This window comes from Brevibacterium sp. 2SA (assembly GCF_005502845.1).
GTDB lineage: Bacteria > Actinomycetota > Actinomycetes > Actinomycetales > Brevibacteriaceae > Brevibacterium.
Genome location: NZ_SCMW01000035.1, coordinates 15527 through 38126, shown reverse-complemented (window position 1 = coordinate 38126; position 22600 = coordinate 15527). Strand labels below are relative to the sequence as shown.

Annotated in this window: 19 protein-coding genes; 9 read left to right on the top strand and 10 right to left on the bottom strand. The window is 67.3% G+C overall.

What is annotated here, in order from left to right; translation table 11 throughout:
* The first annotated feature begins 58 nt into the window (after positions 1-58).
* On the top strand, positions 59-1318 hold the full coding sequence (locus FFS20_RS12390) for an aminotransferase class I/II-fold pyridoxal phosphate-dependent enzyme (protein ID WP_137826152.1): 1260 nt from the start codon (positions 59-61) through the stop codon (positions 1316-1318).
* A gap of 76 nt (positions 1319-1394) precedes the next feature.
* On the opposite strand, the gene FFS20_RS12385 is transcribed toward FFS20_RS12390, so the two are convergent.
* From FFS20_RS12385 to FFS20_RS12375, 3 genes are read right to left on the bottom strand one after another with little or no spacing between them, the layout of a single operon-like run.
* A complete protein-coding gene (locus FFS20_RS12385; protein WP_283202132.1) occupies positions 1395-2300 on the bottom strand; it encodes a 3-hydroxybutyryl-CoA dehydrogenase in 906 nt (301 codons plus the stop codon).
* Complete coding sequence (locus tag FFS20_RS12380; protein WP_137826151.1) at positions 2297-2797, bottom strand: peptide deformylase; 501 nt, start codon at positions 2795-2797, stop codon at positions 2297-2299. The genes FFS20_RS12385 and FFS20_RS12380 overlap by 4 nt, the downstream gene beginning before the upstream one ends.
* Positions 2790-6191, bottom strand: a complete 3402-nt coding sequence (locus FFS20_RS12375; RefSeq protein ID WP_137826150.1) for a pyruvate carboxylase — start codon at positions 6189-6191, stop codon at positions 2790-2792. The genes FFS20_RS12380 and FFS20_RS12375 overlap by 8 nt, the downstream gene beginning before the upstream one ends.
* Before the next feature lie 176 nt (positions 6192-6367).
* Between FFS20_RS12375 and FFS20_RS12370 the strand changes: the two genes are divergently transcribed.
* Complete coding sequence (locus FFS20_RS12370) at positions 6368-7183, top strand: ParA family protein (RefSeq protein ID WP_137826149.1); 816 nt, start codon at positions 6368-6370, stop codon at positions 7181-7183.
* 85 nt (positions 7184-7268) lie between these two features.
* On the opposite strand, the gene FFS20_RS12365 is transcribed toward FFS20_RS12370, so the two are convergent.
* Both FFS20_RS12365 and FFS20_RS12360 read right to left on the bottom strand, forming a co-directional pair.
* Positions 7269-7850 carry a MerR family transcriptional regulator gene (locus FFS20_RS12365; protein ID WP_137826148.1) on the bottom strand — a complete coding sequence of 194 codons (582 nt, stop codon included), beginning with the start codon at positions 7848-7850 and terminating at the stop codon, positions 7269-7271.
* A gap of 251 nt (positions 7851-8101) precedes the next feature.
* Positions 8102-8833, bottom strand: coding sequence for a lysophospholipid acyltransferase family protein (locus FFS20_RS12360; protein ID WP_137826147.1), 732 nt, complete (start codon positions 8831-8833; stop codon positions 8102-8104).
* A gap of 101 nt (positions 8834-8934) precedes the next feature.
* Between FFS20_RS12360 and FFS20_RS12355 the strand changes: the two genes are divergently transcribed.
* From FFS20_RS12355 to FFS20_RS12345, 3 genes are read left to right on the top strand one after another with little or no spacing between them, the layout of a single operon-like run.
* Positions 8935-9762 (top strand): alpha/beta fold hydrolase, encoded by an 828-nt coding sequence (locus FFS20_RS12355; protein ID WP_137826146.1) that lies wholly within the window; start codon positions 8935-8937, stop codon positions 9760-9762.
* Between the two features lie 15 nt (positions 9763-9777).
* Positions 9778-10203, top strand: coding sequence for a hypothetical protein (locus tag FFS20_RS12350; protein WP_137826145.1), 426 nt, complete (start codon positions 9778-9780; stop codon positions 10201-10203).
* A 34-nt stretch (positions 10204-10237) separates the two neighbouring features.
* Positions 10238-11992, top strand: a complete 1755-nt coding sequence (locus FFS20_RS12345; protein WP_137826144.1) for a DEDD exonuclease domain-containing protein — start codon at positions 10238-10240, stop codon at positions 11990-11992.
* Here the strand turns inward: FFS20_RS12345 and trpD are convergent.
* Entirely contained in the window at positions 11960-13081 is a 1122-nt protein-coding gene (gene trpD, locus FFS20_RS12340; RefSeq protein WP_137826143.1) for an anthranilate phosphoribosyltransferase, read from the bottom strand. The two genes, FFS20_RS12345 and trpD, sit on opposite strands and share 33 nt — an antisense overlap.
* A 288-nt stretch (positions 13082-13369) precedes the next feature.
* Between trpD and FFS20_RS12335 the strand changes: the two genes are divergently transcribed.
* From FFS20_RS12335 to FFS20_RS12320, 4 genes are read left to right on the top strand one after another with little or no spacing between them, the layout of a single operon-like run.
* On the top strand, positions 13370-13939 hold the full coding sequence (locus FFS20_RS12335; protein ID WP_137826142.1) for a heme-copper oxidase subunit III: 570 nt from the start codon (positions 13370-13372) through the stop codon (positions 13937-13939).
* 55 nt (positions 13940-13994) lie between these two features.
* Positions 13995-14780: a c-type cytochrome gene (locus tag FFS20_RS12330; protein ID WP_137826141.1), complete on the top strand. Its 786-nt coding sequence runs from the start codon at positions 13995-13997 to the stop codon at positions 14778-14780.
* Between the two features lie 52 nt (positions 14781-14832).
* Entirely contained in the window at positions 14833-15876 is a 1044-nt protein-coding gene (locus tag FFS20_RS12325; RefSeq protein WP_137826140.1) for a Rieske 2Fe-2S domain-containing protein, read from the top strand.
* Entirely contained in the window at positions 15873-17498 is a 1626-nt protein-coding gene (locus tag FFS20_RS12320; protein ID WP_137826139.1) for a ubiquinol-cytochrome c reductase cytochrome b subunit, read from the top strand. Before FFS20_RS12325 ends, FFS20_RS12320 begins: the two co-directional genes overlap by 4 nt.
* A 1374-nt stretch (positions 17499-18872) precedes the next feature.
* Here FFS20_RS12320 and FFS20_RS12315 read toward each other — a convergent pair.
* The 4 genes from FFS20_RS12315 to aat form a co-directional block, all read right to left on the bottom strand.
* A complete protein-coding gene (locus tag FFS20_RS12315) occupies positions 18873-19274 on the bottom strand; it encodes a cytochrome c oxidase subunit 4 (protein ID WP_137826138.1) in 402 nt (133 codons plus the stop codon).
* The gene (gene ctaD / locus FFS20_RS12310) at positions 19271-20968 is read right to left on the bottom strand and encodes a cytochrome c oxidase subunit I (RefSeq protein WP_137826137.1); all 1698 of its coding nucleotides are present in this window, start codon (positions 20966-20968) and stop codon (positions 19271-19273) included. Before ctaD ends, FFS20_RS12315 begins: the two co-directional genes overlap by 4 nt.
* Positions 20965-21837 (bottom strand): cytochrome c oxidase subunit II, encoded by an 873-nt coding sequence (gene coxB / locus FFS20_RS12305; protein ID WP_137826136.1) that lies wholly within the window; start codon positions 21835-21837, stop codon positions 20965-20967. Before coxB ends, ctaD begins: the two co-directional genes overlap by 4 nt.
* 109 nt (positions 21838-21946) lie before the next feature.
* Positions 21947-22597 carry a leucyl/phenylalanyl-tRNA--protein transferase gene (aat, locus tag FFS20_RS12300; RefSeq protein ID WP_137826135.1) on the bottom strand — a complete coding sequence of 217 codons (651 nt, stop codon included), beginning with the start codon at positions 22595-22597 and terminating at the stop codon, positions 21947-21949.
* Between the last annotated feature and the right edge of the window lie 3 nt (positions 22598-22600).

Here is a 22600-nt window from a genome sequence, read left to right as displayed (position 1 = left end):
GACTAGGATGGAGGCACCGGCAGTCACCACCGTCGCAGCGCGGCGAGAAGGAGCATCGATGACCCCCACCCCCGATCTCGAGTCGGAACTCGAGAAGGCCTCCCGCGCGTACGAGGAGTTCGCCTCGCGCGGTCTCGACCTCGACATCACCCGCGGCAAGCCGAGCCCCGCCCAGCTCGACCTCGCCGACGACCTGTTCACGCAGGTGACCGGGGACGACTATCGCACACCTGGGGGTGTCGACACGCGCAACTACGGCGGCCTCGACGGGATCATCGAACTCCGGGAGATCTTCGCGCCGCTGCTCAAGGTGCCCGCCGAGCAGCTGCTCGCCGGCGGCAACGCCTCCCTCACCCTCATGGCGCAGGCGCTCACCTTCGCCCTCCTCCACGGCACGGCCGCCGACGCCACCCCGTGGGGTGCGGGCCCCCACAAGCTCATCTGCCCGGTCCCCGGCTATGACCGCCATTTCACGCTCGCCGAATCCCTCGGCTTCGAGCTGCTGAGCATTCCGCTGGACGACGAGGGCCCCGACCTCGACGCAGCGCAGCGCCTCGCCGCAGACCCGAGCGTCAAGGGCATGTGGCTCGTGCCGATGTACTCGAACCCGACGGGGATCACGATCAGCCCCGAGCGGGCCGCCGCGCTCGCCGCGATGCCCGCCGCGGCCCCGGACTTCACGCTGCTCTGGGACAACGCGTACGCCCTCCACCACCTCCGCGACGAGCATCCGGAGACCATCGACATCCTCGACCTCTGCGCAGCGGCCGGCCACCCCGAACGGCCGTGGATCTTCGCGTCGACCTCGAAGATCACCCATGCCGGGTCCGGGGTCTCGTTCTTCGCCGGCGGTCCGGAGACCGTGCGCTGGTTCACCTCGAACCTTGGCAAGATCGCGATCGGACCCGACAAAGTCAACCAACTGCGTCACCTGCGCTTCTTCAAAGACAGCCAGGGTGTGATCGACCATATGCGCAAGCACGCGGAGATCATCGCCCCGAAGTTCGACGCAGTGCTCGACGCCCTGGAGTCCGGACTCGGCGGGACGGATCTCGCGACGTGGACGAAGCCCGACGGCGGCTACTTCATCACCCTGACGACCCTCGAAGGCACAGCCGATCGGATCGTCAAGCTCGCCGCCGAGGCCGGGGTCAAGCTCACCCCGGCCGGGGCCACGCACCCCTACGGCCTCGACCCGCAGGGCAATGTCATCCGCATCGCTCCGACGATGCCGACGCTGGCCGACGTCGAACTCGCCGCCGAGGGACTCGTCGCCTGCGTCAAGCTCGCGAGCTACGAGAAGCTCCTCGCCGGCTGAGCCCAGGATCTTCCGGCACAGCGGAACGGGGCTGTCTGCGCATCGTGCGCGGACAGCCCCGTCGGCGTGTGCGGGCTCAGTACTCGTAGAAGCCGCGGCCGGTCTTCCTCCCGAGGAGACCGGCATCGACCATGCGGGAGAGGAGGACCGGAGGCTTCGCGGCAGGATCCCCGGTCTCGTCGAAGATGCTCTGGGCCGCGAACAGGCACGTGTCGAGCCCGACGAGATCGGCGAGGGCGATCGGGCCCATCGGGTGGGCGGCACCGCCGACCATGCCGGCGTCGATGTCCTCCTTCGTCGCCGCCCCCGACTCGAGCATGCGGATCGCCGAGCACAGATACGGGATGAGGAGGGCGTTGACGATGAAGCCCGGCCGGTCCTGCGCCTGCACAGGCGTCTTGCCGAGCACCTCACCCACGAACTCCGTGACAGACTCGGCGACACCGGGGTCGGTGAGCACCGAGGACACGACCTCGACGAGCGGCTGGACGGGTGCGGGGTTGAAGAAGTGGGTGCCGAGGACTCTCTCGGGCCGCGACGTCGCCTGCGCGAAGCGGATGATCGGCATCGACGAGGTGTTCGACGCGAAGATCGCCTCCTCATCGGTGACGACCTCATCGAGGCGGGCGAAGATCGACTTCTTGATCTCCTCGTTCTCACTCGCCGCCTCGATGACGAGCTGCCGGTCGGCGAGTTCGGCGATGTCGGTGGTCAACCGCAGCCGCGCTTTGGCCGCCTCGCTCTCGGCGGCCGTGAGCTTGCCCTTCTCCACGGCGCGGGCCAGTGACTTCTCGATCCGGGCCTGACCGGCGGCAGCCGCCTCGTCGCTGACCTCAGAGACGATGACGTCGAGACCGGACTTCGCGAGCACCTCGGCGATGCCGGCTCCCATGAGTCCGCTGCCGATGACAGCGGTACGGGCGATGACCATGGACTTCCCTTCGTTCTCAGTACCCCGGGCGGGCACCTCGGTGACTGTCATGAGGCGAGGAACCAGTCCGCGCTGCGGATGGCCTTCATCGCCTCGCGTCGGCGCTCGGCCGGCAGCGTCTGGATGTAGACCTGCCCGTCGAGGTGCGCGACCTCGTGTTGGAGCATCTGCGCGAACACCTCGGTGCCGGAGATCTCGATCGGATTGTTCTGCGCATCGACGCCCCGCACCCGGGCGAACTCCCACCTCGGGGTGAGGAAGAAGAGCCCCGGCACGGACAGGCAGCCTTCGTCGATGTCGCGCAGCTGACCGCCGAGTTCGACGATCTCGGGGTTGATGACGTAGCCGGTGCGCCCGTCGAGGTCGTAGCCGAAGGCCCGCAGCCCCACCCCGATCTGCGGTGCGGCGACGGCCGCCCGCCCCTCGGGCAGGGACGAGTCGACGAGGTCGGCGGCCAGCGCCGCCACGGAGTCGTCGAAGACGGTGATCGGGTCGGCCTTGCTGCGGAGCACCGGGTCACCCCACAGGCGGATGTCCCGCTCAGGCATCGATGACCGCCACGAGATCGCCGCCCTCGAGCTGGGAGACGGAGTCGATCGCGATCCGGGAGATCGGCCCCGCCACCGGCGCGGTGATCGAGGCCTCCATCTTCATCGCCTCGATCGTCGCGATGACATCGCCGGCCTCGACGGTGTCGCCGACGCCGACCTGGAGGGTGACGACACCGGCGAACGGACTCGAGACGTGCCCCGGCTTCGACGGGTCGGCCTTCTCCGCGGTCTTGACGTCGGACTCGACGGACCGGTCGCGGACCTCGAGCGGACGCAGCTGGCCGTTGAGGGTGAACATCACCGAGCGCATGCCGCGTTCGTCGGTGTCGCCGATCGCGCGCAGGCCGATGAGGAGGTTCTTGCCCTTGGACAGTTCGACGGTCGCCTCCTCCCCGGAGGTCAGGCCGTAGAGGTACTCGGCGGTCTCGACGATCGAGAGGTCGCCGAAGCTCGAGCGCATCCGCTCGAACTCCTTCGTCGGGGCGGGGAAGAGCAGTTCGTTGAGCTTCGCCTGCCGCTCGGGTCCGGGGGTCGTCAGGGCCTCCGCATCCGCTGGCGCGAGCTCCTCGGTCACGGGCTTGTGGGTGCGACCGGCCAGGGCCTTCGTCCGGAAGGGCTCGGGCCAGCCGCCCGGAGGGTCACCGAGGTCGCCGGAGAGGAAGCCGATGACCGAGTCCGGGATGTCGAACTTCTCCGGGTTCTCCGCGAACTCGGCCGGGTCGACGCCGGCTCCTACGAGGTGGAGGGCGAGGTCGCCGACGACCTTCGACGAGGGCGTGACCTTGACGAGGTGGCCGAGGATGTCATCGGCGGCCTCGTACATCTTCTCGATCTCCTCGAACCGCTCCCCGAGGCCGAGGGCCACAGCCTGCTGCCGCAGGTTCGAGAGCTGACCGCCGGGGATCTCGTGCCGGTAGACGCGGCCCGTCGGCCCGGGCAGGCCCGATTCGAAGGGAGCGTAGACCTTGCGCACCGACTCCCAGTAGGGTTCGAGGTCCTCGACGGCGGTGAGGCTGATGCCGGTGTCCCGGTCGGTGTGCTCGAAGGCGGCGACGAGAGCGGAGAGGCTCGGCTGGCTCGTCGTGCCGGCCATCGCCGCCGAGGCGGCATCGACGGCGTCGGCTCCGGCGCCGGCCGCGGCGAAGAGGGTCGCGAGCTGACCGCCGGCCGTGTCATGGGTGTGGACGTGGACGGGCAGGTCGAAGTTCTCCCGCAGCGCGGTCACGAGCTTCGCTGCGGCGGCCGGACGCAGCAGGCCGGCCATGTCCTTGACCGCGAGCACGTGTGCTCCTGCCTCGACGATCTGCTCGGCGAGCCGGAGGTAGTAGTCGAGGGTGTAGAGCTCCTCGTTCGGGTCGAGGATGTCCGAGGTGTAGCAGAGGGCCACCTCGGCGATTGTCGTGTTCGTTCCGCGCACCGCCTCGATAGCCGGGCGCATCTGCTCGATGTCGTTGAGGGCGTCGAAGATGCGGAAGACGTCGATGCCGGTGCGGGCCGCCTCGTCGACGAAGGCATCGGTGACCTGTGTGGGGTACGGCGTGTACCCGACGGTGTTGCGCCCGCGAAGGAGCATCTGCAGGGCGATGTTCGGCACGGCCTCGCGCAGCTGGGCCAGCCGCTCCCACGGATCCTCACCGAGGAAGCGCAGCGCGACATCGTAGGTGGCCCCGCCCCAGGCCTCGATGCTCAGCAGCTGCGGGGTCATCCGGGCGACATGGCCGGCGACGGCGAGGAGGTCGCGGGTGCGCACCCGGGTGGCGAGGAGGGACTGGTGGGCGTCGCGGAACGTCGTGTCGGTGACCGCCAGGGCCTCCTGGTCGCGCAGGGACCGGGCGAAGGCCTCGGGGCCGAGGTCGAGGAGGCGGTCGCGGCTGCCGGGAGGCGGAGCCTGACCGAGGTCGAGGTCGGGCAGCTTGTCGGCCGGGCGCAGGCGCACGGTCGGCTCACCGTGGGGCCGGTTGACGGTGACGTCGGCGAGGTAGTCGAGGATCTTCGAGCCGCGGTCGGCGCTGACCCGGGCGTCGAGGAGCTGCGGGCGCTCTTCGATGAACGAGGTCGCGAGGTCGCCGGCGACGAACGAGGGGTCCTCGAGCACGGCCTGGAGGAAGCCGATGTTCGACGACACGCCGCGGATGCGGAACTCCGCGAGGGCGCGGCGGGCGCGGGAGACGGCCTGGGCGAAGTCGCGTCCGCGGCACGTGAGCTTGACGAGCATCGAGTCGAAGTGCGCGCTCACCGAGGCGCCCGCGTGGACGGTGCCGCCGTCGAGGCGGACGCCCGCGCCGCCGGCGGACCGGTAGGCGGTGATCGTGCCGGTGTCGGGACGGAACGAGTTCGCCGGATCCTCTGTCGTGATGCGGCACTGCAGGGCCGCGCCCTTGATCCGCATGTCCTCCTGGCGCAGCCCGAGGTCGGCCAGCGTCTCCCCCGCTGCGATGCGCATCTGCGAGGCGACGAGGTCGACGTCGGTGATCTCCTCGGTCACGGTGTGCTCGACCTGGATGCGGGGGTTCATCTCGATGAAGACGTGCTTGCCCGCTCGGGGCCCGTCGGTCTCGAGGAGGAACTCGACGGTGCCGGCGTTCTGGTAGCCGAGCGCCTCGGCGAACTTCAGGGCGTCGGAGTGCAGCGCCGCGGCGATCTCCGGGTCGAGGTTGGGCGCCGGAGCGATCTCGATGACCTTCTGGTGGCGGCGCTGGACGGAGCAGTCGCGTTCGAAGAGGTGGATCGCGTTCGCATCGTTGTCGGCGAGTATCTGGACCTCGATGTGGCGCGGCCGCTGCACGGCCTGCTCGATGAAGACCGTGGGATCGCCGAAGGCGCCTTCGGCTTCGCGCATCGCGGCCTTGAGGGCGTCCTCGAGCTGGTCGGGATCCGAGACCCGGCGCATGCCGCGGCCCCCGCCGCCGGCGACGGCCTTGACGAAGAGGGGGTACTCCATCGATTCGGCGTCGGCGAGCAGCTGGGCGATGTCCGCGGAGGGACGGGTCGAGTCGAGGACCGGGATTCCCGCCCCGCGGGCTGCCGAGAGCGCTTGGACCTTGTTGCCGGCGAGTTCGAGGACATCGGCCTTGGGGCCGATGAACGTGATGCCGTTCTCTGCGCACGCGCGGGCGAGATCGGGGTTCTCCGAAAGGAAGCCGTACCCGGGGTAGACGGCGTCGGCGCCGGACTCCTTGGCGACGCGGATGATCTCCTCGACATTGAGGTAGGCGCGGACCGGATGCCCCTCATCGCCGATCATGTAGGCCTCGTCGGCCTTCATCCGGTGTTCGGAGTTGCGGTCTTCGTAGGGGAAGACAGCAACGGTCGAGGCGCCGAGTTCGTACGCCGCGCGGAACGCGCGGACGGCGATCTCCCCGCGATTGGCCACAAGCACTTTAGAGAACATCCGTGTTTCTCGCTTCTTCATCGGTCGCCGAGCGGCGAACAGTCGACTGGCTGTCGAGAGACCACTCTACTCAGTGACGTGGACCACTGAATGCAGGGGGTCCCCGATTCGGGCACCGCGATCACCTCGGCGTGGTCGACCCTGCCCGAACGGGGAGGATACGTTACCGTAGGAGGGTGCTTGTCCTCAGTATCAGCAGTCTCAAGGGCGGCGTCGGCAAGACGTCCGTGACCCTCGGTCTCGCGTCGGCCGCGTACAACCGCGGCATCCCGACGCTCGTCGTCGACATGGACCCGCAGGCGGACTCGTCGACGGGACTCGACGTTCCCACCTCGACGAGGGTCGACATCGCCGACGTCCTCGCCGCCCCGAAATCGCAGAAGATCCTCTCCGAGGCGATCATCCCCTCGGGGTGGGTCGGTGACAAGCTGGGGCACCTCGATGTCATCTCCGGCTCGCCGCGGGCCGCGGAGTTCGACCGTCCCTCCCTGTCCGAGCGCTACCTGCGCCGGCTCGAGGATGCGCTCAGCCGCATCGCGAAGGGCTACCGGCTCGTCCTCATCGACTGCCCGCCGAGCCTCAATGGACTCACCCGCACCGCGTGGACGGCGAGCAGCCGGGTGGCGGTCGTCACCGAGCCGAGTCTCTTCTCCGTCGCCGCCGCCGACCGCGCACTGCGCGCCGCCGACGAGCTGCGCCAGCGCGGCACCTCCGACATCCAGCCGCTCGGCCTCGTCGTCAACCGCGTGCGCGCCGGTTCGACCGAGCACGACTACCGGATCACGGAGATGCGGGAGATGTTCGGTCCGCTCGTCCTCAATCCCCCGCTCGCCGAACGCGCCGTCATGCAGCAGGCGCAGGGCTCGGCTCGGCCCATCCATTCGTGGCCGGGCAAACCCGCCGAGGAGGTCGCCTCCTCGTTCGATGCCCTCCTCGAGCGTGCCCTGCGCTCGGAGAACATCCGCGGCCGGAAGTCGGCCAAGCAGTCCTAGACCCTCCCCGCCGCAGTGCGGGACAACGGCGAAGGGCCCAACCGATTCGGTTGGGCCCTTCGCCGTCTTCCCCTGTGGTCTGTGCTCAGCCGAGCTTCTGGGCGCGGCGCTGCGCGAGCTCGTCCATCGCGAGGACGGCGGAATCGTCTTCGGGCAGGCGTTCGCTCGGCAGTTCCGAGAGGCTGCCTTCGACTTCGTTCCACACGCGGCCGACGGCGATGCCGAAGACTCCCTGTCCGCCCTGGAGGAGGTCGACGACCTCATCGGGCGAGGTGCATTCGAAGACGCTCGCGCCGTCGGACATCAGCGTGATCTGGGAGAGGTCCTCGACGCCGCGGGACCGCAGGTGGTCGACGGCGGTGCGGATCGACTGCAGCCCGACACCGGTGTCGAGGAGGCGCTTGACGATCTTGAGGACGAGGATGTCGCGGAAGCTGTAGAGACGCTGGCTGCCGGAGCCGGTGGCGTTGCGGATCGAGGGAGTGACGAGGTCGGTGCGTGCCCAGTAGTCGAGGCGCCGGTAGCTGATGCCGACGACCTTGCACACGGTGGGACCGCGGTAGCCGGCCTCTTCGTCGAGGACGGGCAGGTCGTCGTCGAACAGGAGACCCTGTGCTGCCGACGGCAGTGGCGTCGACTCGACGCTTTCGTGACTTGAGCGGTTCACACCGACTCCTCCTTATAGTCCCTGGGGGAAGCGAGGCCGCTTCGAAGGGTCAGAGAATGGAACCATTCTACCGCTCTTCGCAGCGAACCTACAGTGGGATTCAACAACTCCAAACTATTCTGCCGCGGAGGCCGCGACAAACACCCCAAGGTAACGATTTGCGCGTGTCGCCGTTATGGGAGGAATCGAACACCGTCTCCGACCTGTGACGGATCCGGCAGGCACCGCTTGTGACCTCGGACAATGTGACCTCAGGCGGCGGTCCCGTCGTCGGTTTCCTCCGCTGCCTTCTTCGGCTTCGCCGAGGTCAGCAGCTTCGTCTTCACGGTCGAGGCATAGGTGTCGACGTACTCCTGGCCGCTCAGGCGCATGATCTCGTACATGATCTCATCGGTGATCGACCGCAGCAGGAACCGGTCGACGGGCAGGCCCTCGTACTTCGAGAAGTCCATCGGCGAGCCGAAGACGACGCCGACGCGCCGGAACTTCGGGATGAGACGGCCGGCGGGCTGGATCTTGTCGGTGCCGATGATCGCGACGGGGATGACGGGGGCCCCGGATTCGAGGACGAGGCGGGCGATGCCGGTGCGGCCGCGGTAGAGCTTGCCGTCGGGAGAGCGCGTCCCCTCGGGGTAGATGCCCAGCGAGTTGCCCTCACGGAGGACCTTGAGCCCGGACTCCAGTGACGCCTGGGACCCGGAGCCGCCGCCGCGGTCCATCGGCAGCTGGTTGTTGAGTTTGAAGAACCACCGCGTCGCCGCGCCTTTGATGCCGCGTCCGGTGAAGTAGTCCTTCTTCGCGAGGTAGACGACGGGGCGCGGGGCGAGCAGCGGAACGAAGATCGAATCCATGAAGTGCATGTGGTTGCCGGCGATGATCGCCGGGCCGTCCTGCGGCAGGTTGTCCAAACCGCGCACCCACGGACGGAAGAGGATCCGCAGGATGGGTCCGGCCAGGACCCGTTTGAGAAACCAGTAGAACACGCGCACCCTTCCATGTCACGACGCTTGAACGTCCCCGGTCATCATATATCCAACTGCACTGTCGAACCGTGCGTCGCCGACCGACGTGCGATGCTGGTGGAATGGACATCGACTTCACCCCCTCTGCCGCCCCGCGCGCCGCGTACTCTGCGATCGCCCCGTCTGCGGACACCGCGGTCCTCTTCCTCCACGGCATCACCGGCTCGCCGGCGGCTTGGCAGCCGATCGCGCGCGCCCTGGCAGCCGAGGACCTCAGCGTCTCCGTCCCCCTCCTCCCCGGCCACGGGGGCACGTGGCGGGAGCTTGCGGCCACGACGTGGGCGGACTGGCTGGCCGCCGCCGAGGCGGAGCTGCGTGAGCTCCAGGCCCGCCACACCCGGGTCGTCATCGCCGGACTCTCGATGGGCGGGGCACTGACCCTCGCTCTGGCGGCGGGTGAGAACCCGCCGGATGAGATCGTCCTCGTCAACCCCGGCCTCTACATCGACTCCCCGCTCACTCCCCTGTTGCCCGTGCTCCGGCACGTCGTCCCCTTCGTCCCGGCGATCGGCAACGACATCGCCCATCCCGACCGCGACGAGTATGCCGGCGATCGCACCCCGGTGGCCGCGGTCGCCTCGTTCGCCGCGGCCCTGCGCGACCTCCGGGAGAACCTCTGGCAGGTGGCGACGCCCACGACGGTGCTCGTGTCCGGTCAGGACAGCGTCGTCGGACCGCGGAGTCTGCGGGTGCTCCGGTCCCGCCTCGGCGTGCGAGCCGCCATCGTGCCGTTGCGGCGCAGTCGCCATGTCGCGACCCTCGACTACGATGCCGACGTCATCGCCGAGGCGGTCACCGCCGCCGCACATCGCGCGCATGCTCCGCGCGCGGCCGGTGCCCCGCGGTCGGGGACGGATTCGCCCGAACCGGGAATATCGCCGCAGCGGTGATTGCTGATGAATGACATGAGCGACGACGAGACCGAGGACTGGCGTCGGCACGTGCCGGAGTCCGAGACGATCGGCGACTCCTCCCGGGTCAGCGACAGCCACTGGGAGGATGTCGTGGCCCGGCTCTCCGAACCGGATGCGCCGATGAGCGAGATGCCCGTCGAGGAGATCCGGGAGCGGCTGGCCGACGCCGAGCACTGGGAACCCGAGCCCGCGGCCCCGATCGGGTGGCGCACGGCTCCCCCGACGCTCGTGCTCTCCGTCGTCGCGACCTTCGGCGCCGTCGTCCTCCTCATCGTCGGGGCAGTCCTCTTCCGTCCGCTGCCGCAGTGGTTCCTCCTCGTCGGGCTCGCTGTCGGCATCGGCGGTGCGATCGGACTGTTCTTCCACCTGCCCACGCAGTCGCGCACCGAGGGCGGGGACAGCGGAGCCTCGGTGTGAGCGCGTGTCAGGGGCGCCTGGCACACTGGCGACCATGACGTCTCCCGCCGCCCCTTTCGATCGGGCGCCGACCCGCCTCGAGCACACGCAGCTGAGCCTCGAGGACATCGGCACCCCGCTCTACGACGTCACGTTCGTCGTCGTCGACCTCGAGACGACGGGCACGCACGCGGGAACGGCGGAGATCACCGAGATCGGTGCGGTCAAGCTGCGGGCCGGGGAGGTCATCGGGGAGTTCCAGACCCTCGTCAAGCCCGAGCACTCCGTCATCACCCCGTTCGTCTCCCGCCTCACCGGCATCACCCACGCCATGGTCGACGACGCCCCGACGATCCGCTCGGTGCTCCCGAGCTTCCTCGAATTCGCCGCCGGCACCGTGCTCGTCGCCCACAACGCCCCCTTCGACATCGGCTTCCTCCGCTCCGCATGCGACCGTCTCGACTACCACTGGCCGAGCCCTCAGGTGCTCGACACGGTGACGCTCTCGCGCCGCGTGCTCGGTCGCGACGAGGTCCGCAACCACAAACTCGGCACGCTCGCGGCCCACTTCGGCACCGCGGTCGAACCCGACCACCGCGCCCTGTCCGACGCTCGCGCGACCGGCGAGGTGCTCCACCGCCTCCTCGAGCGGTTCGGGAGCTTCGGCATCACCACCCTCGAAGAGCTCGCGACGGTCCGTCAGGCGGGCTGGGCGCGCCGCCAGGCCAAAGCGCACCTCGCGAAGGGCGTGCCCGCCGAGCCGGGTGTCTACATGTTCGTCGACGGCACCCGTCGAGTCCTCTACATCGGGAAGTCCGGCAACATGGCCCGACGCGTGCGCGGCTACTTCAACGCCTCGGAGAATCGGGGGCGGATGGCTGAGATGATCACCGTCGCCCAGGAGGTCACCGCGCTGCCGTGCGCGCACGTCCTCGAAGCGGAGGTGCGCGAGGTCCGCCTCATCGGCGAACTCGCCCCGCCGTACAACCGGCGCTCGAAGAACCCCGAGCGCAGCGCCTGGGTCGTCCTCAGCGACGAGGCCTACCCGAGGCTCTCCGTCGTCCGCTCCCGCTCCGCACTCGAGCGCTCACCGGCACCGCCGCTGGGCCCGTTCCGCTCCCGGAAGCGGGCCCAGGCGGTCAAGGAGCTCCTCGAGACCCTCTACCCCGTCAAACGGTGCACCGCGAAGGTGAGTCCCGCGACACTGGCAGCCCACCGTGCGTGCGTGAGCGCTCAGGTCGGACAGTGCGGGGGTCCCTGCGCCGGAGTCACCGATCCGAGCGAGTACCGGGCGGTCATCGCCGGGCTCTTCGGCGCGCTGTCGGGAGACTTCACCTCGCTGCGCGAGCACAGTCGGGAGCGGATGGCACGGCTGTCCGGGGAAGCCCGCTATGAGACGGCCGCCGAGGTCCGTGACGGCATGCGGGCGGCACTGACCACGGCCGCCCGCGCCGAGACCGTGGGACGTCTGGCCGCCGTCGAGGAGATCCAGGCGTGGGCCCCGGGAGGCGAGGGCGGAATCGATCTCGTCGTCATCCGCCACGGTCGGCTCGCCGCGGCCGGTCACCGGTCGACGCCGACCGGCCTCGACGAGGCCTTCACGGCGCTGGCGGCGACAGCGGAGTGGGTGCCGTCCCCGGGCCTGTTCCCCTCCCCCGGCGATCCGCTGCCCGAGGAGACGCGGATGCTCGCCCACTGGCTGGAGACAGCCGTGCCGTGGTCGGTCACCGGGGAGTGGGCGCTGCCGCGGGAGGGCGCAGCCTTCCACGCCCGGGCCTCAGGCGCCGTTCGCCTCGGCGATGCGTCGTGAGACCGTGACGAGCTGATCGAGCTTCTGGGCCCCGAGCCCGGAGTCGACGGTGTCCTCGACGATGCGCAGCTTCGCGGCGAGGCGCTCGGTGAACGATCCGACAGCGGCCTCGTCGGCGGCGACGAGCGCGGCGGCCGCGTTGATGAGGACGATGTCGCGCACCGGTGACTTCTCGCCGGCGAGCACCGAGCGGGTGATCGCGGCGTTCTCGAGCGGACCCCCGCCGCGCAGGTCGTCCTTCGTCACCCGTTCGAACCCGAGGTCGAGGGCATCGAAGGTCGTGTGCTCGACCTCGCCGTGGCGGACCTCCCAGACGTCGTTGACATCGGTGTTGCTCAATTCGTCGAGGCCGTCACGGGAGCGGAAGACGACCGCCTGGTGACCGCGTTTGGCAAGCGTGCCGACGACGAGCGGGGCCATCTGCGCATCGGCGACGCCGATCGCCGTGTGCCGGGCGCGGGCCGGGTTCGTCAGCGGACCGAGGATGTTGAACGCCGTCGGCACGCTGATCTGGCGCCGCACGGCGGCGACGAACTGCATCGACGGATGGAAGACGTTGGCGAAGCAGAACGCGAGCCCCACCTCGGCGGCGACGATGCCCGTCTGCTCCGGCGTGATGTCGAACCGCACGCCGAGAGCCTCGAGGACGTCGGCCGACCCGGACGCCGAGGAGGTCGCCCGGTTGCCGTGCTTGACGACCCGCTGCCCGGTGGCGGAGATGATCATCGCCGCAGTCGAGGAGATGTTCGCGGTCTTCGCCCGGTCACCGCCGGTGCCGACGATGTCGACGGAGTCCTCGAGACCCGGCAGGGGCACCGCGTGATCCATCATCGCGGCGACGAGACCGGCGATCTCCGCGACCGTCTCCCCCTTCGTGTGGTGGGCGGCGAGGAATGCGGCCATCGTCACATCCGGCGTCTGCCCGGACATGATCTGATCCATCGCCCACGAGGCCTGCGCCTCGGTGAGGTCCTGGCCGTGCATGAGGGTCATGAGCAGATCGGGCCAGTTCGCAGCGACATCCGCACCTGTCGAAGCGGTCCCGGTGACCGTGGTCGCCGGGGCTGTCGTGCGCGGGTGATCCGTCATTGCTCAGTGCTCTCCATCCGGGGGCGCGTGCACCGCCTCCCAACAGGAGGCGGACCTTACCTGCGGCATCCTATCGCGTCTTCGACACGCGGGGTGGAGATCACAGAATCACGAGATTGGGGCACCAATCCGGGGATTTCGCTACACCGTGTAGAAATTTCTCCTCCGAAACCTGGGTAAAAGGTGAAAACTCACCCCGAGACGGGTAATAATGGTGGGGTGTCAACTGCCACTGCATCCCAGACAGCGCCAGCGCATCCGGTAGTCAATCGCCCGAATGTGACCACGGTGGGCTTCATCGTGTTCCTCGCGAGCGACCTGATGTTCTTTGCCGCGCTCTTCGCCATGTACTTCACCATCCGATCCGTCGTCCCGGGTCTGTGGGAGACGCAGACCGAGCTGCTGAACGTCCCGTTCGCGCTCGGCAACACCATCATCCTGGTGTCGTCGTCCTTCACCTGCCAGATGGGCGTGTTCGCGGCTGAGCGGTTCCGGCCCCGCCGGACCGGAGGGCTGTTCAACATCGCCAAGTGGGGCATGATCGAGTGGTTCTACCTCACGTTCCTCCTCGGCGCGGTCTTCGTCTCGGGTCAGGTCATGGAGTACGCGGAGCTCGTGCGCGAGGGGCTGTCGATCGACACCGACGGATACGGTTCGGTCTTCTACCTGACCACCGGCTTCCACGGCCTCCACGTCACCATCGGACTCATCTGCTTCCTGCTCGTCATCGGACGCGCCTACGGAGCGAAGAAGTTCGGCCACCACGAAGCCACATTCGCGATCTGCGTGTCCTACTACTGGCACTTCGTCGATGTCGTCTGGATCGGCCTCTTCGGCGTCATCTACCTCCTCCAGTAGTCCACCGCCGACACGGTCACCCGGACATCAGAAACTTCAAGCAAAGGACTTTCCCGTGAAGCTTTTAGCAGATCGCCGCAGGCACCCGATGGCACTCGTCGTGCTGCTCCTCGTGGGCCTGCTGCTGACCGGCGGAGCGTATGCTCTCTTCACTCAGACCTCGAGCGCCAAGGCCCAGACCGCCAGCGCCTCTGACATCGAAGAGGGCCAGAAGCTCTTCGCCGCGAACTGCGCAACCTGCCACGGCCTCAACGCCGAGGGCACCAAGGCCGGCCCCGGCCTCATCGGCGTCGGCGCCGCGGCCGTCGACTTCCAGGTCGGCACCGGTCGCATGCCCCTGCAGGCCAACGGCCCGCAGGCCCCCGCCAAGGAACCCCAGTTCAACGAGAAGCAGACCGAGCAGCTGGCAGCGTATGTCGCTTCTCTGGGACCGGGACCGGCGATCCCCGAAGCTCAGTACATCGATCCCGAGAAGGGCGACCCCGCCGTCGGCGGCGGCCTCTTCCGGACCAACTGCGCGATGTGCCACAACGTCGTCGGCGCCGGCGGCGCGCTGACCCGGGGCAAGTACGCCCCGAACCTCCAGGATGTCTCGCCCAAGCACCTCTACGAGGCGATGCAGACCGGACCGCAGAACATGCCCATCTTCAACGACGCGAACCTCACCCCCGAAGACAAGCGCGACATCATCTCCTATGTCCGCGAAGTCTCGGAGAACCCGTCCCCCGGCGGCTTCAAGCTCGGTTCGCTCGGACCAGTGGCCGAGGGCCTCTTCATCTGGTTCTTCGGACTCGCAGCAGTCATCGGTCTGACCGTCTGGCTGTCCTCGAGAGCGAAATGAGCGCAGCGTTGTTGACCACCTTCCATTACGAGATTAGACGGGGAATTATTCGATGACCTCGAAAGAGCACTCCGGCGGCGGCAGCCAGCTCGAGGAGTTGAACGGGTTCACCAACCCGGGCCTGCCCGAGCACAAGCCGCGTCTGTCCGACTCCGACCCCCGCGCCCAGAAGGTCGCGGAGCGCCAGGTCGCCTTCTGGTTCATGCTGTCGATGGTCGGCACGATCTGGTTCATCGTCGCGTACTTCCTCTTCCCCCTGGGTGAGGAGATGCAGAGCATCCGCATCGCCAACATGATGGTCGGCCTCGGTGCCGCCGTCGCGATGTTCTCCCTCGGTGCCGGCGCGGTGCTGTGGGCGAAGAACCTCATGAGCGATCACGAGGGCATCGACGAGCGCCATGACATCAGCGGCAGCGAAGAGGATCAGGCGATCGCGCTCGAGATCCTCCACCAGGCCAAGGAGGAATCGGGCATCGCCCGTCGTCCCCTCCTGCGCAACACGCTCATCGCAGCACTGGCGATTGCTCCCCTCCCGGCGATCCTCGTCTTCCGCGACCTCGGGCCGCTGCCCGGCGACGCCCTGTTCAAGACCCTGTGGGGCGAGGGCGTGCGACTCATCCGCGATCCGGGCGGCATTCCCAGCCCCGATTCGGAGCGCCCGATCAAGGCCGAAGACGTCACGATCGGCTCCGCTTACCACGTTCTGCCCTCCGGCATCGGCGACGAGTCCAACGCCGGTCATGCGCTCGATGAGAAGGCGAAGGCCGCTGTTCTCCTCATGCGCATCGACCCCAAGGAACTCAAAGAGGATCCGGCACGCGCCGACTGGTCGCACGACGGCATCGTCGCGTACTCGAAGATCTGCACCCATGTCGGCTGCCCGGTGGCCCTCTACGAGCACCAGACCCACCATCTGCTCTGCCCGTGCCACCAGTCGACGTTCGACGTGACCGAGCACTGCAAGGTCATCTTCGGCCCGGCGAAGCGCCCGCTGCCACAGTTGCCCATCCGGGTCGACAGCGAAGGCTACCTGGTCGCGCAGTCGGACTTCCCTGAGCCTGTCGGACCTACGTTCTGGGAGATCAATCACCCATGAGTACTGCACAGCCCACAACAACCGTCGGGAAGCTGGCGAACTTCACCGAACAGCGCGTCGGGGCCTCTGTCCTCGTCCGCGAGTTCGGGCGCAAGATCTTCCCGTCGCACTGGTCCTTCATGCTCGGCGAGGTCGCCCTCTACAGCTTCGTCATCGTCGTGCTCTCGGGCACGTTCCTCACGTTCTTCTTCCAGCCCGCCATGGGCGAGCTCCACTACGAGGGACCCTGGGTGCCGCTGCGCGGCGTCCAGATCTCCGAGGCCTATGACTCGACGCTCGCGATCTCCTTCGAGATCCGCGGCGGACTCTTCATTCGCCAGATGCACCACTGGGGCGCTCTGCTCTTCGTCGCGGCACTCAGCCTTCACATGCTGCGTGTCTTCTTCACGGGTGCCTTCCGCAAGCCGCGCGAGCTCAACTGGGTCGTCGGCGTCTTCCTCCTCATCCTCGCGATGGCGGCCGGCTTCACCGGCTACTCGCTGCCGGACGACCTGCTCTCGGGCAACGGTCTGCGCATCATCGACGGCATCCTCAAGTCGCTGCCGCTCGTCGGCACCTACATCTCGTTCTTCCTCTTCGGCGGCGAGTTCCCGGGTGTCGACATCGTGTCGCGACTGTACTCGCTGCACATCATGATCGTCCCGGCGCTGCTCATCGCGCTCATCGGCATCCACCTCATCTTCGTCGTCGTCCACAAGCACACGCAGTGGCCCGGCGCCGGACACACCGAGAAGAACGTCGTCGGCGAACCCGTCCTCCCGACGTTCGCCGCGAAGGGCGGAGGATTCTTCTTCCTCATCTTCGGTCTCATCTCCGTCATCTCAGCACTGTTCACGATCAACCCGATCTGGAACTACGGACCGTACGACCCCTCCCCCGTCTCCGCCGGCACGCAGCCGGACTGGTACATCGGCTGGGCCGACGGCTTCCTCCGCATCGTGCCGGGCTGGTTCGAGTTCTACATCGCCGGTTGGCCGATCTCGTTCAACATCAACAGCGCCGTGCTCGTCATGGGCGGCGTGTTCGCAGCGATGTTCGTCTACCCGTTCTTCGAGGCCTGGCTCCTCAAGGACAACCGTGAGCACCACATCCTCGACCGTCCGCGCAACAACCCCACACGCACCGCGATCGGTGTCGCAGGCATCATCTTCTACTGCAACATGTGGGCTGCTGCGTCGGGTGACATCATCGCCGTGTTCTTCCACATGTCGCTCAACGACATGATCTACATCTTCCGCACGCTCTTCTTCATCGGCCCGGTCATCGGCTACATCGTGACCAAGCGCATGTGCCTCGCACTGCAGCGCAAGGACCGTGAAGTCGCTCTGCACGGTCGGGAGACGGCGAACATCATCCGCCTCCCCCACGGCGAGTTCCTCGAGCGTCACGAGGCGCTCCCGCCGAACAAGCTGTGGAAGCTCACCGCGTTCGAATCGCCGCACTACATCCCGCCGCAGCCGAACGCCGAGGGCAAGGTGACCAAGCTCGAGAAGTTCCGCGCCCGCCTGTCGAAGTTCTTCTTCGAAGACCGTGTGGCACCGGTGACGAAGACCGAGCTCGAGGCCTCGCACCACGACCACGGAGCGGTCGAGGGCGCGGATCAGAAGTCGATCAGCCACTGATCGCCACGGTTCGGATTCCGGCGAGCACCGGACTCTGACCCGCTGACTCCGGTCGCACTCGAGAGGGCCCAGCACATCATGTGCTGGGCCCTCTCGCGTACCCGCCGACTGTCCCGCTCCCCCAGCTGAACAGCCGCGAGAACGTCCTCCTGAGGGGCGCACCTGGCGGTCGGCTCATCGACGGTGTCCGCGCTCCCGCCGCTCTCATCTCCCCTGTCCTGCGCGAACCGTCACGGCGGGACTCAGGCTGCCGAACAGCCAGGCGGGCGCTCAATCAACAGTTCGCGTGAAAATGCGGTCCCCAAAGGCGACTTATTCACGCGAAGTGTTGAATGAGCGGTCGGTGAGTCGCCGGAGCGGTGATGAACGCGCGAAGTGTTGAACGAGCGACGCGGTTTCGGCGCGGAGTGCGGCCGACGCGATCCCTCGGCGTGACGCTCCCCACGGCTCGACAGCCACGAGAGGCCACACCGCCGGCGCGCCCACTCCCCTCCTCGCGATGGACTCCCTACGCGAAGGAACCGGTGGTCTGGGTCCCAATCCCCCTGATCGTGATGGACTCCCTACGCGAAGGATCCAGTGGTCTGGGGCTCTCCCGACGGTATTGCTGAGGACGTCGCTTTCCACGGTGCAATCGTTCGGGGGCCTCTGTGTCCGCTGGTCACCGTCCCGCGGCCCAGATCGCTGCAGCGCGTGCTCCACTGACGCGTTCTCGATCACTCCAATAAAGGGTGCGCAGTCAGCGATGGGTGCCCGTTTGGTCCCATGGTCGTCGGGGCGGTCCCATGGTCGTCGGGGCGGTCCCATGGTCGTCGGGGCGGTCCCATGGTCGTCGAGGTGGTCCCAAGGTGCGTGTGCGGTCGTACGGTCGTCGAGGCGGTCGACTGGTCGTCGAGGCGGTCGTCCGTCACGACAGGGACGGATCCGTGCGAGCTCCTCCGCGCCAGGGCAGTGCAACCGACGAGGCGGTGGCCGCGCCCCCGAACACCGCGCCATCGCGCCTCGGACGACTACTGGATCTGCGACCCCGCACGTGACCATTGCATCGACCACTGCACTGAGCGCAATGCTCACCGCCCTGGACGGGTTGGAGAAGGCGCTCAGGCGGCGTTGTCAGCAGCGGCGGGAGCCGTTGACGGTATGAGGCGCGCTGAGCGCGGACAAAGCGCTCCAGCGCGTGCAAGAAGCGTCGGCTGATGCCAGGCCGGCATCGGATGGCCTGCCGATGTCCCGCGGCGCCGGATCGAACAGGCACGCCGGCGCACGACCCCACCACAGCGTCAGCGGCGTGAATGCGCGAAGGCCCGGACTCTCACGAGTCCGGGCCTTCGCGGCTGAGCGGAGCATCAGCGATGCGGGCCGCTCATGCGGTGGTCAGTGCGCGAATCCGCCGCGATCGTGTTCGTAGGAGATGCCGACGAGCGCGATGATGCCGAGCACGGCACCGAACGGGAAGATCCACCAGCCCATGGCGATACCGTAGAACGAGACGGCACCGGCAGCGGCGCAGACGATCGGCCACCAGCTCCACGGGCTGAAGAAGCCATAGTCGGCATCCGCATCCGAGATCTCGGCGGTCTCGGTGTCCTGGGGCTGACGGCCGACGCGACGGTCGGTCAGCCACAGGTAGACGCCGATCATGATCGACATGACGCCCACGAGGAGGAGGGCCGGGAAGCCCACCATCTCGTCGAAATGGGTGACGAAGCCGTAGATGACGGCCATGATCATGAAGAAGATGCCGCAGAGGACGAAGAGATTGATCGAAGCCTTCACTTGGCAGCACCTCCGGTGAGCTGAGGTTCTGCGTGGCCGTGTCCGGCGTATTCGAGAAGCTCAGGATGGTTGACGTCGAATGCCGGGCGCTCCGAACGGATGCGGGGCAGCGACGTGAAGTTGTGGCGCGGGGGCGGGCACGAGGTCGCCCACTCGAGCGAACCGCCGTAGCCCCACGGGTCGTCGACGGTGACCTTCGGCGCATTGCGCGCCGTGATCCACACGTTCCAGAAGAACGGAACCATCGAGAGACCGAGCAGCATCGCGCCGACCGTCGACACCTGGTTCATCCAGGTGAAGCCGTCCTGCGGCAGGTAGTCCGCGTAGCGACGGGGCATGCCGTCGACGCCGAGCCAGTGCTGGACGAGGAACGTGCTGTGGAAGCCGATGAAGAGGATCCAGAAGTGGATGTGGCCGAGTTTCTCGTTGAGCATCCGGCCCGTCCACTTGGGCCACCAGAAGTAGAATCCGGCGAACATCCCGAACACGACCGTGCCGAAGACGACGTAGTGGAAGTGCGCGACGACGAAGTACGAGTCCGAGACCGACTGGTCGAGCGCCGGGCTGGCGAGGATGACACCCGTGAGACCGCCGAAGAGGAAGGTCACGAGGAAGCCGATCGCCCAGACCATGGGCGTCTCGAACGTGATCGAGCCTCTCCACATCGTGCCGATCCAGTTGAAGAACTTCACACCTGTGGGAATCGCGATGAGCATCGTCATGAAGGCGAAGAACGGCAACGCCACCACGCCGGTGACGTACATGTGGTGCGCCCACACGGTCACGGACAGGGCCGCGATCGAGATCGTCGCGAACACGAGCTCCTTGTAGCCGAAGACGGGCTTGCGGCTGAAGACAGGGATGATCTCCGTGATGATGCCGAAGAACGGCAGAGCGATGACGTAGACCTCTGGATGTCCGAAGAACCAGAACAGGTGCTGCCAGAGTATGGGTCCGCCGTTGCCCGGACTGAACACATGGGACCCGAGTATGCGGTCGGAGGCGAGCACGAGCAGGGCCGCGGCCAGCGGCTGGAAGGCCATGAGCACGAGGATGCCGGTGATGAGGACGTTCCAGCTGAAGATCGGCATGCGGAACATCGTCATGCCCGGAGCGCGCATCGTGATGATCGTGGTGATGAAGTTGACCGAACCGAGGATCGTGCCGAAGCCCTGCAGCGCGAGGCCGAGGACCCAGAGATTGCCGCCCGCGCCTGGTGTGAATGTCGTATTGCTCAATGGCGCATACGCCGTCCAGCCGAATGCTGCCGCACCCTGCGGGGTGAGGAAGCCGGAGAGGGCGATGAGGCTGCCGAAGAGGTAGAGCCAGAACGCGAAGGCGTTGAGTCGGGGGAACGCGACGTCGGGAGCGCCGATCTGCAACGGCATGATGACGTTGGCGAAGCCGGCGAACAGCGGTGTCGCGAACATCAGCAGCATGAGCGTGCCGTGCATCGTGAACAGCTGGTTGTACTGTTCCTTCGTCTCGACGATCTGCATGCCGGGCTCGAAGAGCTCGAGGCGGATGATCAGAGCCATCACGCCGCCGACGCAGAAGAAGAAGAACGAGCCGATCAGGTACATGTACCCGATGGTCTTGTGATCCGTCGACGTGATCCAGTCGACGATGATCTTGCCCTTGCTCCGGGGAACCACCGGAGCGTCAAGAGCCGCCTGATCTGTCATGGCGGTCATTCTTCTGCACCTTCTTTCGGGTACCAGTTGCGATCGTATTCGGGCCCGAGCTGACCGGTGTTGCCCTCGTCTGCCAACGACTTCGTGTACGCGTCGAATTCGGCCTTGGAGACGACCTTGACGTTGAAGAGCATCTCCGAGTGGTACTCACCGCAGAGTTCAGCGCACTTGCCGACGTACTCGCCTTCCTTCTCGGCACGCAGGAACAGGCTCTGATCGTGGCCGGGGATCATGTCGCGCTTCTCGAGGAAGGCGGGGACCCAGAAGGAGTGGATGACGTCACGCGAGTGCAGCTTGATCTCGAGGTCGGTGTTGACGGGCAGGTAGAGGGTCGGAGCCTTCTCACCCGGCTTCTCGGTGCCGTCGAGGTTGACCTGCGTGCCCGCGTAGTAGACGTCCTGATTGACGTAGTTGAAGTCCCATGCCCACTGCTTGGCGGCGACCTCGATGACCTGCGCGCCGGGCGTCCGGTCGTCGGTGGTCTTGGCCATCACCTGGACGTTCTGGAAGAAGAATCCGAGCACGAGGATGACGGGCGTCACCGTGAACAGGATCTCGATCGGCATGCTGTAGCGCATCTGCACCGGCAGACCGCGATCGTTCTTGCGGCGGCGGTAGGCCACGATCGCCCACAGGATGAGGCCCCAGACGATGAGGCCGACGATCATCGAAGCGATCCACGCTCCGTTCCACAGGGCGGTGTAGGCCTCCGTGTGGTTGGTCGCACCCTTCGATTCGAGTGGGAAGAATCCGTTGGCAATCTGCTCTTTCGTGCATCCGCTAAGGAGCGCCGGCAGAGCCAGGGCGCCCAGAATGCCGAGCCGCTTCGCCCAGGACCGTCGCGGTCCTGACTGATTCGGAGAATCCACGTGCAGCCTTTCACAACCATCTTCGCCCTTCGGCAGGCCGAAAGACGAACTCGTACTTTGTCATCTAACAGACTACCGCTACACACGGTAGAAATTCACATGCAGATGTTCATTTGTTGAGAATTAGCTGAGCGCGATTGCCCCGGAGCGCGGATTCAAGCCGCGCGGCGTACTTGAGACCGCTGATCTCCGACACGCCGAGGGTGGCCAGATGTGGTGTCTGCCACTGTGTGTCGATGAGCCACTCCCCCTCATCCGCCGAGGTGACACCGCCGGAGGGGTCGTCGAGGAGGCCGACGAGGTGGGCGAGGGCGGCCTTCGAGGCGTCGGTCTCACGGTGGAACATCGACTCGCCGGCGAAGAGGGAGCCGATCGCCACGCCGTAGAGTCCGCCTGCGAGGCGTCCGTCCTTCCACACCTCGACCGAATGCGCCCAGCCGTGGGCGTGCAGGGAGGTGTAGAGGTCGAGGATCTCCCGGGTGATCCAAGCACCGGCGCGGGAGGGGTCGGCGCACGCCCGGATGACGTCGTCGAAGGCTGTGTCGACGGTGAAGTCGAAGGCGCGCATCGACTTCCGCAGGCTCTTGCTCACCCGCAGGTCCCCGGGCAGGAGCACCCCGCGGCGGCGCGGCGCCCACCAGCCCATGCGTCCGGTGCCGCCGCGTCCGATGCCCATCGGGAAGAGACCGGCCCGATATGCGGAAAGGACCTGGGGTTCCGACGCCGTCGAAGTTACGGCGCGCAGATCCTCCAGGTCCATTTC